A 14375-nucleotide genomic window follows, 5' to 3' on the forward strand; every position below is an offset into this window, starting at 1 on the left:
ATTAAAAATGTGTTCCTATTTATGGCGAGATTAAATATTTAGGTGGTGGAACATATGCCTCATAGACTAAATACGTCAATTTATATATTTAGCAGATTCTTTTTAAGTACGAGCGATTCTCTATATGTATTTGCCGTCGGTTTTTGGATACTATCTCATACTGGATCAGCTGTTTTGTTTGCTTTAAATGGAATAATAGCAGTACTCGTATCGCTAATATCATTACCGGTTATTGGTGTTTTTTCTGATTCGAAAAATAATCGAAAAATTATATTATTGAACGAGTTTATTTACTCAACTATTTTACTCATAATATTTCTTTATTTTTTGTTGTTTGAGATGAATATAGTTGTTATTTACTTCGCGACAGCTATTCTTACTTTTTCTAATCAGTTTGCAGACAATTCATTTCAGACTGCTTTTACGCAATTATTCGATGAAGAGAAAATCCAAAAAGTATATGGTTATAACTCAATGGTGCTAAGTGTTTCGGATATAGCAGGGCCAATTTTAGGTGGTTTATTATATGGATTACTTGGATTAAAATTTACGATATTAATTCTGGCCATATTCGCCTTTGTAAGTTTTATTAGTGATTACTTTTTAAAATTTGATGACAAAGATGTAATGGATTATTCTGACGAACAAAGCTTTATTGTTCAAATAAAAGATGGGTTTTCTTATATAAAAAATGAGCCAACTATTAAGCGACTAATGATCTTCTCAGCCGCTTTAGGATTTTCTAGTGCAAGTGTATTTATATATCCAAGAACCATTCTTATAGATTATTATGAAATGTCTCCAGAAGCACTGGGAGTTTTCAGTGCAATTGTTGGATTAGGATCGATACTCGGCGGCTTTATTTTTTCATTAATTAAACAAAAAGATTCACCACTAAGAATGATTAAAATAAGCTCTGTTTTAATAGGCTTTCTATTTATTATTTTAAGTATACCTGTGATGTTTGATTTTTCTACTAGTAATGCATACTTAACATTTATGAGTATAGGTTTATTAATCACATTAATGATGCAGTTTTCAAATATACCTTTAATGACCTACTATCAACTCAACATTAAAGAAGAGCTAAAAGGAAGAGTATTTGCTCTTATGGGTGTTCTTAGTATGACGTTTATGCCTCTAGGTATGCTTTTTTTCAGTATTCTTTTAGATGCTGGGTTATATATTTTGGTGAATTTTGTCTTTGGCTTAATAATTGTAGGATCTACTGTTCTTACATTACGAAAAGTATACGACTAAAGGAGGTTTGAATGGTGAGCATGATTGAATTAAAAAATATAAGTGTTGATTTAGATGGTAATCATTTATTTAATATAGAAAGACTTTTAGTTAACGAAGGAGATAATGTTTTTATTATCGGTGATAATGGTGTAGGTAAGTCAACTTTATTAAATGTGATTACAGGTTTAGTGCCAATATCAAAAAATGGCTATTTGCAAAATGATTTTGATTTTAGTTACTTAAAACAGAAAAACGAAAAAAATCATTTTGAATATAATTCTGAAATCGATTATCGTTTAATGAATGAATTAAATGTACCTTCTAATCAAGTAGGTTTAAGTGGTGGAGAATTAAAGAAAATAAATATTACAGAATCGATTTCGATGTATAAAGAATGTTTAATTTTAGACGAGCCTACTACTCATCTTGATAAAACGTCGGTTGATATATTAGCTAAAGAGTTAAAATACTATTATGGTACAATTTTGTGCGTCAGTCATAGTCGTGATTTTATCAATGAATTAGCTACAAAGATTTGGGAAATTAGTGATGGAGCTGTTAAAGAATATATTGGAAACTATGATGATTATTTGGAACAAAAAGAATTAGAGAAAATATCACTACAAAATGAATATAAAGCTTATACAATTAAAAAGGAAGAACTTGTACAATCGATTGCACAGCAAAGAGCGTATGCAGAATCATTAAAGAAAAAGAATACAAAAGATACAAATAATCCAGGAAGATTGGGTCAAAGTAAACCAAAGGATGTAGTCGCAAAGAATGCGTTTAAAAAATTGAAAGACTTAGAGGGTAAGTTAGAGCGAATGAAGGAAGTTGATCAAGTAGAAGATAAAGTACCGATAATTTTTCCAACGTCAAAGCTTGTTGATATTCATAACAAGATACCAATTTATAGTCAAGATTATACTCTCGTTAAAGGTAATAAAATTTTACTTGAAAATGCTAGTTTTCAATTTCCATATGGAAAAAAGATTTCAATTGTAGGAGAGAATGGGGTAGGTAAAACCAGCTTCTTAAGTGATATTATAAATAGGAACCAACAAATCGAAATATCTTCTAAAATCGTTGTTAGTGCATACAATCAAATGGATTATGAAATAAAAAGCGATAAAAATATATTAAGCTATTTACAAGAACATTCAGATTATAACGTGGATTTTTTGGAGCACGTTCTTTTAAAATTAAGGTTTACAAGAAATGATTTTAGAAAGATAGTTTCAAATTTGAGTGGTGGGGAAATTACGCGTTTAAAACTAGCACTCACATTTATTAAACCTTCGAACACAATAATATTAGACGAGCCAACGAACTTTCTAGATATATCTGTTATTCAATCTTTAGAGGAGCTTGTCAGGTCGTATAGAGGGTTAATTATATATACTTCACATGATGAAGAATTTGTAAGACAAACTGCGGATATTATCTTTAAAATATCAAATAGAAAACTTATAGAAGTTTAAAAACATTTATTTATATATAGTCGAATCTATGATTAATACAATGATAAATTAAACAACTTTTTTAATTTGGAAAGAAAGTAACCGACTTGTATAATAAAACTAATCACTCATAGAGGAGACGAACTATGGATAAGTTAATTTTAATAGATGGTAATAGTTTAGCGTTCCGTGCATTTTATGGACTTCCACTTTTAAGTAACCAAAGTGGACTGCATACGAATGCTATTTTTGGTTTTCAAAAAATATTAGATAAAATTATACGTGAAGAAAATCCAACTCACTTTTTAATTGCGTTTGACGCAGGTAAAAAGACATTTAGACATGAAAAGTATGGTGAGTATAAAGGTGGACGTCAAAAGACACCACCAGAATTAGGGGAACAGTTTGCGCCGATTCGTAAATTAATCGATGCATATGGTATTAAACGATACGAAGAAGCGAATTACGAAGCGGATGATATTATCGGTTCGTTATCTAAAATTGCCGATGAAAACGGCATGGAGACGATTATCGTTACCGGTGACCGTGACTTAACTCAACTCGCAAGTGAACACGTGACGATTTACTTTACGAAAAAAGGTGTCACTCAAATCGATAAATATACACCAGAGTTTATTGAAGAAGAATACGGGCTTCGCCCAGAACAAATCATTGATATGAAAGGCTTATGGGGAGATACGTCTGATAATATCCCAGGTGTCCCTGGAATTGGTGAAAAGACCGCGATTAAGCTGTTAAAAAAATACGATTCAGTCGAAGGTGTCTACGAACATATTGAAGAATTAAAAGGTAAACAGCGCGAGAATTTAGAGAACTTTAAAGATGATGCATTTATGTCTAAAGAACTCGCAACGATTTATAGAGATATGACGTTTAAATTTAGTTTAGACGACTTAAAACTTCCGCCTGAAGACGTCGATGCGAAAATTAAAGTATTTAAAGAATTTGAATTCAATTCGTTACTTGAAAACTTAAATGAGTCGCCTGTAAAGAATACGACGACTTTTGAAGCAAATCGAGTCGACCGCTTAGACATGCTCGGTGAAGATGTTTCTTTATATTTAGAGAGTGAGGAAGCGAATTACTTATTAAATGAACCGACTGTACTCGTAGTCACTGATGGTGAAAATAGTTATGTGATAGCTACTGAAGATATAGATAAAAACGAACTCGAAGAGTTTTTAAAGACGAGAAAATCAGTGAATACGTATGACTTAAAACGACAAATCGCATTTTTAAATCAATTAGGTGTTTCATTTAATCAATTTACAGAGGATATTATGCTCGGGGCATTTTTACTTGATCCTGGTAAAAAAATTGAAGATGTCAGTTCGACTGTTGAACAATTTAACATTCAAATCGATAGCGACGAGTCTCATTACGGTAAAGGGCGTAGTAAGAAAAACCCAACGATTGAAGAGACGAAAGATTTTACAGAAAAGAAAGCCTTAGCAATCCATCATGCATTACCACTTTTAGAACAAAAACTAAAAGATGATGATATGTTTACGATATGGAAAGAATTAGAAATTCCTTTATCTAAAGTGTTATCTGAAATGGAAATTAAAGGAATCACAGTAGATATTAATACGTTAAAAGAAATGGAAACAGAGTTAGAGGAACGTCTCGATCACTTAAAAAGTAAAATCTATGAAATCGCTGGAGAAGAGTTTAACATCAATTCACCGAAACAACTCGGTGTAGTGTTATTTGAACATTTAGAGTTACCAGTAATTAAAAAGACGAAGACAGGTTACTCAACAGCAGCGGATGTATTAGAAGCGTTACGTCCACAACATGAAATTATCGATTTTATTTTGGAGTATCGTGAAATTCAAAAATTACAATCGACGTATGTCATAGGATTACAAGGACAAATTCATGAAGACGGGCGCATTCATACGAGATTTAACCAAACGCTTGCTCAAACGGGACGTCTATCTAGTGTTGAACCAAACTTACAAAACATCCCAATTCGATTAGAAGAAGGGCGTAAAATTAGAAAAGCGTTCGTCCCAAAAAGTGAAGAGAACGTATTATTATCACTCGACTATTCACAAATCGAGTTAAGAGTCCTTGCATCGATTTCTAAAGATGAAAAGATGATCGACGCATTCAAAGTAGGCAAGGATATTCACACGACGACGGCAGCGAACGTGTATAACGTCGACTCGAGTGACGTTACGAGCACAATGCGTTCAAATGCCAAAGCGGTAAACTTCGGTATCGTGTACGGTATTTCTGATTACGGATTATCTCAACAACTTGGGATCACGCGTAAAGAAGCGAAAGCGTTTATTGATACGTATCTCGATACGTTCGTAAACGTGAAAGAGTATATGAAATATATCGTTCAAGACGCAAAGCGCGACGGTTACGTATCGACATTGCTTGGTAGAAGACGTTACGTTCCGGATATAAACTCACGTAACTTTAACGCGAGAAGCTTCTCAGAACGTATCGCAATGAACTCTCCAATTCAAGGAACAGCAGCTGATATTATTAAGCTTGCGATGGTGAATTATTATGAGAGTGACCAAAAAGATAAGTTCAATGCCGAATTACTACTACAAATTCATGACGAACTTGTCTTTGATATTCCAAAAAGAGAAGTAGATGATTTCGTCGTCTTCATTAAAGATATTATGGAACACGCATTAGAGATGGAAGTACCATTAAAAGCTGAATATGAATACGGTCCAAATTGGTACACAATGGAGTAGATGATATGCCAGAATTACCTGAAGTTGAACTCGTAAAAAGAAGTTTGACGTCTTTAATCGGTTTAAAGATTAAAGACGTCGTCTTTTCAGACACTGTCATAAGCGGACATAAAAATGACCGAATGACGATCGTGAAAGAACCAATCGAGTCATTTTTAAATATAAGAAATTCAACGATTATTAATATTAAACGTCGTAGTAAATATATGTATTTTGAACTTATGAATGATGAAGGCATATTATATATGATTAGTCACCTCGGTATGAGTGGTGGTTTCTTTATCGTTAACACGCTTGATGAAATTACTGAGGCGAACTATAAAAAACATTGGCACGTTCAGTTTCATTTAAGCAATGGCCAAATTTTAGTCTACTCAGATATTCGTAGGTTTGGAGAAGTAAGAACGATTCGTGATTTAAACGACTTTCTGCCTTTTAAAAATATGGCGCCTGAATGTACTGAAGAAACGGCTAAAAACTATTTCGTCGAAACGTTAAAATCTAACCGTTATGACAATTCATATATTAAGGCAATTATTATGGATGCTAAAATTATCCCAGGTGTTGGAAATATCTATGCTTCTGAAGCGTTATATAGAAGTGGGATTTTACCGACGAGGCGCGTCAAAAATATTTCTAAAAAAAGATTAGAACTATTATTTGATAAAATCGTTGAAGTGTTTGAATTATCGTTAAATGCTGGCGGATCGACAATATCTGATTATAGAAGTACAACGGGAGAATCCGGTAGTATGCAAACAAAGTTCAAAGTATACGGGCAAAAGTTCTGTCCGAAAGGTCATGAAATAAAAACGAAAACAATCGGGCAGCGTAACACGTATTACTGCACGACATGTCAGAGGTGATAATATGTACAAATCAATCGGAATTACAGGCGGCATTGCGAGCGGTAAAAGTACAGTTAGTCATTATTTAAAAGATAAAGGATACGTCGTGCTCGATGCAGATATCTATGCAAGAAACGTTTTAAATAAAGGAACAGAAGGTTTAAAAAAGACCGTCGAACACTTTGGTAATGGTATCTTAAACGATGACGGTACGTTAAATCGTGAGAAGTTAGGTCATATCGTATTTAACGATAAAGATGAACTTGCTGTATTAAACTCGATTACGCATCCGATCATTCGAAAAGAGATGAACGCTGACAAAAATAAAAATTTACAAACTGGTCACGTATTTTCAGATATTCCGCTTCTTTATGAAAACAAACTCGAAGACCAGTTTGATTTAGTCATCGTCGTCTATGTCGATGAGAAAACACAATTAAATCGACTGATGACGCGTAACGATTTTACTGAAGAAGAAGCAAGACGTCGTATAGCGTCACAGCTATCTTTAGAAGAAAAAAAGAAACGTGCAGACATCGTCTTTAATAATAACGACACGAAAGAAGCGTTATATAATCAGATTGATGATTTTATTAAACAACTTAATGACTGATATGCTATAATGAACATGACTAAATTCTAGGAGAGATTATTGACTATGACAAATGTAGCGATTAATGGTTTAGGAAGAATTGGTAGACAAGTATTTCGTATCGTTCATGAATCAGATACGTTAAACTTAGTAGCAGTAAACGCTAGCTATGATGCAAAAGATTTAGCGCACTTACTAAACTATGACACAACTCACGGTAAATGGGAAAAAACTGTTGAAGCTAAAGATAATGACACTTTAGTAGTTGACGGAAAAGAAATCAAAGTCACTCGTGACAGAAACCCAGAAAACTTACCATGGAAAGATTTAGGTGTAGACATCGTATTTGAAGCAACTGGTGCATTTAACCACGGTGACACAGCATCTAAACACTTAACAGCAGGAGCGAAAAAAGTCGTACTTACTGGTCCATCTAAAGGTGGAGACGTTCAAACAATTGTACTAGGTGTAAACGACAAAGACTTAGACGTTGAAAAATACGACGTATTCTCAAACGCTTCATGTACGACAAACTGTTTAGCGCCTGTGGCTAAAGTGTTAAACGACTCATTTGGCATTAAAAAAGGGTTAGTAACTACAGTTCACGCGTATACTTCAGACCAAAGAATTTTAGACAACCCACACAAAGATTTACGTCGTGCGCGTTCAGCAGCTGAAAACATCGTTCCAACATCAACTGGAGCAGCAAAAGCAACTGCACTCGTATTACCAGAACTCGAAGGTAAATTAGACGGAATGGCATTACGTGTTCCAACTGACAACGTTTCATTAGTAGACTTAGTTGTTGAGTTAGACAAAAACGTAACGAAAGAAGAAGTAAACGAAGCGCTTAGAAACGCTGCGAATGGAGATCTTAAAGGTGTCCTAGGTGTATCTGATGAGCCACTTGTTTCAAGTGACTTCAACACAGATTCACGTTCATCAATCGTAGATTCTGATTTAACGATGGTTATGGGTGACAACCAAGTTAAAGTACTTTCTTGGTACGATAACGAATGGGGTTACTCAACGCGTACAGTAGAACTCGTTGAACGTGTTGCAAAAGAACTTTAATTCAAAGAACCACTCTCTATAAGACAATCTTATAGAGAGTTTTTTAATCGATTTAATAAATAGTCAATCATGTTATACTAATAAAAAAAGAATTAGGTGATTTGATGCGATGCCCAGTATGTAGTCACGAAAACACAAAAGTCATCGATTCACGTCAAACAGATGATATGACGAGTATACGTCGTAGACGTGAATGTGAATCTTGTGGTGCAAGATTTACAACGTTTGAACGTATTGAATTATCACCTCTTATGGTTATAAAAAAAGACAATACACGTGAACAATTCGATAGAGATAAATTATTAGACGGTCTTATGAAATCATGTGAAAAACGACCGATTAGTTTTAAAGAAGTAGAAAAGTGTGTAGATAATGTAGAGAAGAAACTTAGAAACAAAAACACAAATGAAGTGTCATCGACTGAAATTGGTGAAGTCGTTATGGAAGAATTGATGCAGCTGGATCAAGTGGCATACGTTCGTTTTGCGAGTGTGTACCGAGAGTTTACAGATATTAACCAACTCATGGACGCGCTAAAGCATTTAGAAAAAGGTGAAAAAGGTGAGTAGTTCACTAACGCCACGTACGGAGTTTATCGTCCATAACCAGCAGTATATTTCTGAACATGACCGTACGATGTTAAATGATATATATATGCCGATTCTCGGTAGTGTTGCAGTTTCTATTTATATTTATTTACATGATTCAAGCCGAAAGTTTGAACCGCTAGAAATTAGAATGCATAGCGAAATTATCGATGAAATGAATATGACGTTGTCTATATTTTCATCAGAACTTGAAAAATTAGAAGCGGTTGGCTTGGTTAAAACGTATGTGAATGATGACGCACATATTGATCAACTATTCTACGAAGTAAAACAACCGTTAACAGCAACAGAGTTTTTTAACGATCCGATGCTGAGTATGTTTTTATATACGAAAGTCGGTAGTGAGTTATTTAATAAAAAAAGAGAGTACTGGAAATATCCAAAACTTCCAGATAATATCACTGACGTTAGTCGTAAATTTACTGAAGTATTTTCAAATATTTCTTTAGAATCATTGAAATTACCTGAAGATCATTACGAAGGTAGAAATAATAGTACAGGTAGCAATGTGGAACAGGATGACTTCGATTTTGAAGTACTATTTACTCATTTAAGAGGAACGTTTGTCGACCGTAAATTCTTTACTCAGTCTGTGAGAGAAAATATCGTCAAGCTCTCAGAGCTTTTTCATCTAAATGCTTATGAAATGAAAAAAATCATCGTAAAATCAACAGACAAATCAAAAGGTATCGACTTAAATATTTTAAGACGTGCAGCACTCGATTATTATCGACATGAAAAAGAAGATGAAAAATTACAACCAGAAGACACACCTACAAATGAAGATTACTTTACGTCGCTTGACCGTATTAGTCCAGTTACTCGAATTCGTCAGTTAAGAAATAACAACCCATCAAGAAGCGATGAACTAATCGTAACACGACTCGTCACAGAGACGAATTTAAATAACGGAGTAATCAATGTACTGTTAGAGTATGCGTTAATGCAAAAAGACGGACAATTATTTGACAATTATGTATTTACAATCGCGAGAGATTGGGAAAGTAAAGGATATCAAACGGCTGAAGAAGCAAAAGATGCAGCGCTTACTTTTTATAATAACCAATCGAAAAAGAAAAGTAACTATCGTGTAAAGCGTCAAATTGTCGAACCGAAATGGTTTAATGAGCAAAAGAAACAAAGTTCAGACCAGACAATGCATAATAAAAAAGTAACAAAAAAACAATCGACATCGATTCAAGAAGCAATCGACCGATTTAGAAAGTTGTAGGTGAAATAAATGGAATCATTAAGCGATATGATGAAAAACAATCCGCTTTTTAATGCACATAACGAACGTAATGAAGAAACGTACGAAATGATCATCAATTCACCAAAATTTAGACAGTTTGTAAATGATTCTGGTGTCTCTGTGACTCGAGAGATGATTCAAGACGAAATGTTAATGATAAAAAAGTTTGTTGAACAAGATTCAGAATGTGTTCAAGATGAAAATGGTCATTGTAAGTCTCATCCAGACGGTTATGTCATAAACTTAGAAGTTCGAAATGGCAAAATCCATCACTATTTAACACCGTGCAAAGTTAAGGTCGAGAGAGATAAGTACAAAGAAAAACAAAAGCTGATTCAAAGTTTTTTCATCTCTCAAGATATCGTGAACGCTCATTTTGATGACTTAGATATTATCGAAGGGTCAAACCGTGAAGAAGTGATCCATAAATCGATTGAAACGGTCCATAATATTGTGAGTAAAAATGACTATAGAGGGTTATACATTCACGGTAACTTCGGTGTTGGGAAGTCATTTTTCCTCGGGAGTTTTGCGAACGAGTTAAAAGAGAAGAATGTGAGCTCGATGATTATATATGTACCTGAACTGTTACAAGAGCTTCGTGCAGGGTTTAAAGACAATACGAGTGATGATAGAATTCGAGCGCTTAAAGAAGCGGATGTGTTAATGTTAGACGATCTCGGTGCTGAAGATATTACTGCATGGAGTAGGGATACAGTACTGACACCGATACTTCAAAGTCGAATGGCAGAAAAACGACCGACGTTTATCAGTTCAAATTATAGTATTGATCAGTTGGTCGATTTATATGCAGTAACGAAAGATGGTACGGTCGATAAAATAAAGGCGACACGTATGGTGGAAAGAATTCGTGCATTGACGTATGAAGTTGAATTAGTTGGGCCGAATTATCGCCATTAGTACTTGGCAGTTTATTCAGAGTAATGTATAATATGCTTAACAATTGATTTTAAACATTAAAAGGACACAATTTTTTTGATTTATTTATAGAGAGTGCATGGTTGGTGAAAATGCATAATAAAGCATTAAAGTTACTACCTTTATTAATGATAGCTTAATCGCTATACGCTTTGGAGCGTTATCTCCTATTTCTGAGGCAAGTCTATTTGTCGACTTGTGAATCAGGGTGGTAACACGGCACTACAGTCGTCCCTATTATTAGGGGCGACTTTTTTTATTAAATTTTTGGAGGAATTACTATGTCAGATGTTAAAGTAAACATTAAGTTTCCAGACGGAAGCGAAAAACAATTTGATAGTGGTATTACAGCAGAAGAAATTGCTGGGTCAATTAGCCCGGGATTAAAAAAAGCATCAGTCGCAGCACGCGTAAACGGAGAAATGTATGATCTCGTACGTCCAATCGTTGAAGATGCAGAAATTGAACTATTCACAGATAAAACTGAAGAAGGCTTAGAAGTGATGCGTCACTCGACAGCACACTTACTAGCGCATGCTTTAACTCGTCTTTATAAAGATGTGAAGTTTGGTGTCGGACCAGTCATCGAAGAAGGATTCTACTATGACTTTGATATGGATGAGAAATTATCTAACGAAGACTTCCCTAAAATTGAGCGTGAAATGAAACAGATTATCGATGAAAACATTCCAATCGAGCGCCGTGTATTATCACGTGAAGAAGCAAAAGAATTATTTAAACACGATGAATATAAATTAGAATTAATCGACGCGATTCCTGAAGACGAGCTCGTCACTGTATACACTCAAGACGACTTCACAGATTTATGTCGTGGTGTACACGTACCGAGAACATCAAAAATTAAAGAATATAAATTATTATCAATCGCTGGTGCATATTGGCGTGGAGATTCTGATAATAAGATGTTACAACGTATTTACGGTACTGCGTTCTTTAAAAAGAAAGATCTTGAAGAGCATTTAAAAATGTTAGAAGAAAGAAAAGAACGTGACCATAGACGAATCGGTCGTGAGATGAAAATCTTCGATACGTCTCAACTCGTCGGTGCAGGTTTACCGTTCTGGCTACCAAACGGTGCGACAATTCGCCGTGAAATCGAACGTTATATCGTCGACAAAGAAGTAGCACTTGGGTATGACCACGTTTATACTCCAATTTTAGCAAACAGTGATTTATATAAAACGAGTGGACACTGGGAGCATTATCAAGACGACATGTTCCCTGCTATGAAAATTGGTAACGAAGAACTCGTTCTTCGTCCGATGAACTGTCCACATCATATGATGATTTATAAAAATGAAAGACACTCATACCGTGAACTTCCAATTCGTATCGCAGAATTAGGAATGATGCACCGCTATGAAGCGTCTGGAGCAGTTTCAGGATTACAACGTGTTCGTGGAATGGTATTAAATGATGCACACGTATTTGTTCGTCCAGATCAAATTAAAGAAGAAATTAAACGTGTACTTCATTTAATCGAAGAAGTATACAAAGACTTTAAGATTGAAAACTACTCATTCCGCTTAAGTTACCGTGATCCAGAAAATACAGATAAGTATTTCGATGATGATAACATGTGGAACACTGCAGAGAGAATGTTAAAAGAAGCGGCAGATGAATTAGAACTTGAGTACGTTGAAGCACTCGATGAAGCGGCATTCTACGGACCGAAAATTGACGTTCAAGTGAAAACAGCTTCAGGAATTGAAGAAACATTATCAACAGTTCAATTAGACTTCCTACTTCCTGAACGCTTTGATTTAACATATATCGGTGAAGACGGACAAAACCACCGTCCAGTCGTTATCCACCGTGGTGTTGTTGGTACGATGGAACGATTTGTCGCATTCTTAATTGAAGAATATAAAGGTGCATTCCCATTATGGTTAGCACCAGAACAAGTGCAAATTATTCCGGTAAACTTAGACTTACACTATGATTATGCACGTGAAATTTTAGATGAAATGAAATCATATGGTATCCGTGCAGATATCGATACACGCGATGAAAAAATGGGGTATAAAATTAGAGATGCACAAACTCGAAAAGTACCATACCAAGTCGTCGTAGGTGATAAAGAAGTTGAAGCACAAGAAGTTAACGTGCGTAAATACGGTGAAACTGAGCAAAATAGTTACGAAAAAGAAGAGTTCTTATATAAACTCGTCGATGAGATTCGACTTAAAAAATAATAGGTAGGTGAGAGTATGACCTATTATTCTAAATACGGGATTAAATTTATAAGGTATAACTTGCTACTACTTCTTATACCGACGATCATCATTGTTTTGGTTGGGTATTTAAGAGATATTCCGCCAAATCGAATATCAGTATCGATTATACTCATTATAATCATCGTACTTGTGAATACGTTTAAGCCGGTGAAATATACGTTTACAAATCATCAGTTAATCATTTATAACGGTTTCAAAAAGTCGAAAATCTTTTACGATGCGATCACAAACGTTTCTGCAACAGACGATATTATCGTCGGTGGAAACAAAGCAGCAAAAAGTGAAGATGCGATACAAATTGATTATATTGGTGGAGTATATGATAACGTAAAAGTGTCACCAAAAGAAAAAGAAGAATTTTTACGTGAACTAAAGAAAAAAACAGTGAAGGCGAAATTTAATATATAAATATGTTTGACATATACAAATAACTACTGTATAGTTATAAGAGTTGAATTGAACGGACAAGTTGAAGCTCCCGCTTCACACCCTTAGCCAACGGTAAACGGGTTTTCGGGAATGGGCACTATTAGTGTCTTTTCAGTGAGCGGGTGCAGCTATGCACTCGCTCTTTTTTGTTCGTTAAATTTTTGGAGGTGTCAACAATAGCAAAAGACCAAGCAATTATTAATAATCGTATTCGTGCAAAAGAAGTTCGATTAATCAGCCAAAATGGCGAACAGCTCGGTATTAAATCTAAGCAAGAAGCACTTGAAATGGCAGAAAGAGTAGATCTTGATGTTGTTTTAGTTGCTCCAAATGCAAAACCACCTGTTGCTCGTATTATGGACTATGGTAAGTACAAATATGAACAACAGAGAAAAGAAAGAGAAGCACGTAAAAAACAACGTGTGATCAACGTTAAAGAGATTCGTCTATCTCCGACTATTGAGGAGCATGACTTTAATACGAAAGCTAACCAAGCGAAGAAGTTCTTATCTAAAGGTGATAAGGTAAAAGCTTCTATTCGTTTTAGAGGACGTGCAATTACTCATAAAGACATCGGTAGAGATGTTCTCGTTAAGTTTGCAGAGGCGCTAAAAGAAGAAGGAGATTTAGAAGTCCGTCCTAAAATGGAAGGTCGTTCGATGTTCTTAGTCTTAGCTCCTAAAAAAGAAAAATAATACTTGATTTTGGAGGAAATTTATTATGCCTAAAATGAAAACTCATAAAGGTTACAAAAAACGTGTTAAGAAAACTGCATCAGGTAAGTTTAAACGTTCACAAGCGTTTACTAGCCACTTAATGGCAAACAAAACTAAAAAACAAAAACGTAAACTTCGTCAACCAGCATTAGTTGCTAAGTCAGACGCAAGAAGATTAAAACATTTATTAGCTAAAGCTGGTAAGTAATT

The 14375-nt window shown here is 34.7% G+C and carries 13 protein-coding genes and 1 other annotated feature; all 13 genes read left to right on the top strand.

Features of this window, described 5'->3' with window-relative positions; translation table 11 throughout:
* The first annotated feature begins 54 nt into the window (after window positions 1–54).
* The 13 genes from HMPREF3029_RS03215 (at window position 55) to rpmI (ending at window position 14373) form a co-directional block, all read left to right on the top strand.
* Window positions 55–1260 carry an MFS transporter gene (locus HMPREF3029_RS03215; RefSeq protein ID WP_070709743.1) on the top strand — a complete coding sequence of 402 codons (1206 nt, stop codon included), beginning with the start codon at window positions 55–57 and terminating at the stop codon, window positions 1258–1260.
* A 20-nt stretch (window positions 1261–1280) separates the two neighbouring features.
* Entirely contained in the window at window positions 1281–2726 is a 1446-nt protein-coding gene (gene abc-f, locus HMPREF3029_RS03220) for a ribosomal protection-like ABC-F family protein (protein WP_246830700.1), read from the top strand.
* 125 nt (window positions 2727–2851) lie between these two features.
* Window positions 2852–5449, top strand: coding sequence for a DNA polymerase I (polA, locus tag HMPREF3029_RS03225; RefSeq protein ID WP_070709749.1), 2598 nt, complete (start codon window positions 2852–2854; stop codon window positions 5447–5449).
* Between the two features lie 5 nt (window positions 5450–5454).
* Complete coding sequence (mutM, locus tag HMPREF3029_RS03230) at window positions 5455–6315, top strand: bifunctional DNA-formamidopyrimidine glycosylase/DNA-(apurinic or apyrimidinic site) lyase (protein ID WP_070709751.1); 861 nt, start codon at window positions 5455–5457, stop codon at window positions 6313–6315.
* Between the two features lie 4 nt (window positions 6316–6319).
* A complete protein-coding gene (coaE, locus tag HMPREF3029_RS03235) occupies window positions 6320–6910 on the top strand; it encodes a dephospho-CoA kinase (RefSeq protein ID WP_070709754.1) in 591 nt (196 codons plus the stop codon).
* 45 nt (window positions 6911–6955) lie between these two features.
* Complete coding sequence (gene gap, locus HMPREF3029_RS03240; protein ID WP_068129325.1) at window positions 6956–7963, top strand: type I glyceraldehyde-3-phosphate dehydrogenase; 1008 nt, start codon at window positions 6956–6958, stop codon at window positions 7961–7963.
* A gap of 104 nt (window positions 7964–8067) precedes the next feature.
* On the top strand, window positions 8068–8532 hold the full coding sequence (nrdR, locus tag HMPREF3029_RS03245; RefSeq protein ID WP_068129326.1) for a transcriptional regulator NrdR: 465 nt from the start codon (window positions 8068–8070) through the stop codon (window positions 8530–8532).
* On the top strand, window positions 8525–9802 hold the full coding sequence (locus tag HMPREF3029_RS03250) for a replication initiation and membrane attachment family protein (protein ID WP_070709757.1): 1278 nt from the start codon (window positions 8525–8527) through the stop codon (window positions 9800–9802). Before nrdR ends, HMPREF3029_RS03250 begins: the two co-directional genes overlap by 8 nt.
* A 9-nt stretch (window positions 9803–9811) precedes the next feature.
* On the top strand, window positions 9812–10744 hold the full coding sequence (dnaI, locus tag HMPREF3029_RS03255; protein ID WP_070709760.1) for a primosomal protein DnaI: 933 nt from the start codon (window positions 9812–9814) through the stop codon (window positions 10742–10744).
* Between the two features lie 299 nt (window positions 10745–11043).
* Entirely contained in the window at window positions 11044–12978 is a 1935-nt protein-coding gene (thrS, locus tag HMPREF3029_RS03260; RefSeq protein ID WP_068129331.1) for a threonine--tRNA ligase, read from the top strand.
* 15 nt (window positions 12979–12993) lie between these two features.
* Window positions 12994–13428 carry a PH domain-containing protein gene (locus HMPREF3029_RS03265; protein ID WP_070622779.1) on the top strand — a complete coding sequence of 145 codons (435 nt, stop codon included), beginning with the start codon at window positions 12994–12996 and terminating at the stop codon, window positions 13426–13428.
* 52 nt (window positions 13429–13480) lie between these two features.
* Window positions 13481–13603, top strand: a sequence feature (ribosomal protein L20 leader region).
* A gap of 13 nt (window positions 13604–13616) precedes the next feature.
* Window positions 13617–14144: a translation initiation factor IF-3 gene (infC, locus tag HMPREF3029_RS03270; protein WP_179853829.1), complete on the top strand. Its 528-nt coding sequence runs from the start codon at window positions 13617–13619 to the stop codon at window positions 14142–14144.
* A 25-nt stretch (window positions 14145–14169) separates the two neighbouring features.
* Window positions 14170–14373, top strand: a complete 204-nt coding sequence (rpmI, locus tag HMPREF3029_RS03275) for a 50S ribosomal protein L35 (RefSeq protein WP_040928701.1) — start codon at window positions 14170–14172, stop codon at window positions 14371–14373.
* Window positions 14374–14375: the final 2 nt, after the last annotated feature.

Source organism: Nosocomiicoccus sp. HMSC059G07 (assembly GCF_001815515.1).
In the GTDB taxonomy this organism is placed as follows: Bacteria; Bacillota; Bacilli; order Staphylococcales; family Salinicoccaceae; genus Nosocomiicoccus; species Nosocomiicoccus ampullae_A.

Coding starts and splice junctions, on each gene's coding strand:
- mutM (WP_070709751.1), top strand. CDS start 5,455: ATGCCAGAATTACCTGAAGTTGAACTCGTAAAAAGAAGTTTGACGTCT.
- HMPREF3029_RS03215 (WP_070709743.1), top strand. CDS start 55: ATGCCTCATAGACTAAATACGTCAATTTATATATTTAGCAGATTCTTT.
- polA (WP_070709749.1), top strand. CDS start 2,852: ATGGATAAGTTAATTTTAATAGATGGTAATAGTTTAGCGTTCCGTGCA.
- HMPREF3029_RS03265 (WP_070622779.1), top strand. CDS start 12,994: ATGACCTATTATTCTAAATACGGGATTAAATTTATAAGGTATAACTTG.
- thrS (WP_068129331.1), top strand. CDS start 11,044: ATGTCAGATGTTAAAGTAAACATTAAGTTTCCAGACGGAAGCGAAAAA.
- abc-f (WP_246830700.1), top strand. CDS start 1,281: ATGATTGAATTAAAAAATATAAGTGTTGATTTAGATGGTAATCATTTA.
- coaE (WP_070709754.1), top strand. CDS start 6,320: ATGTACAAATCAATCGGAATTACAGGCGGCATTGCGAGCGGTAAAAGT.
- rpmI (WP_040928701.1), top strand. CDS start 14,170: ATGCCTAAAATGAAAACTCATAAAGGTTACAAAAAACGTGTTAAGAAA.
- dnaI (WP_070709760.1), top strand. CDS start 9,812: ATGGAATCATTAAGCGATATGATGAAAAACAATCCGCTTTTTAATGCA.
- gap (WP_068129325.1), top strand. CDS start 6,956: ATGACAAATGTAGCGATTAATGGTTTAGGAAGAATTGGTAGACAAGTA.
- nrdR (WP_068129326.1), top strand. CDS start 8,068: ATGCGATGCCCAGTATGTAGTCACGAAAACACAAAAGTCATCGATTCA.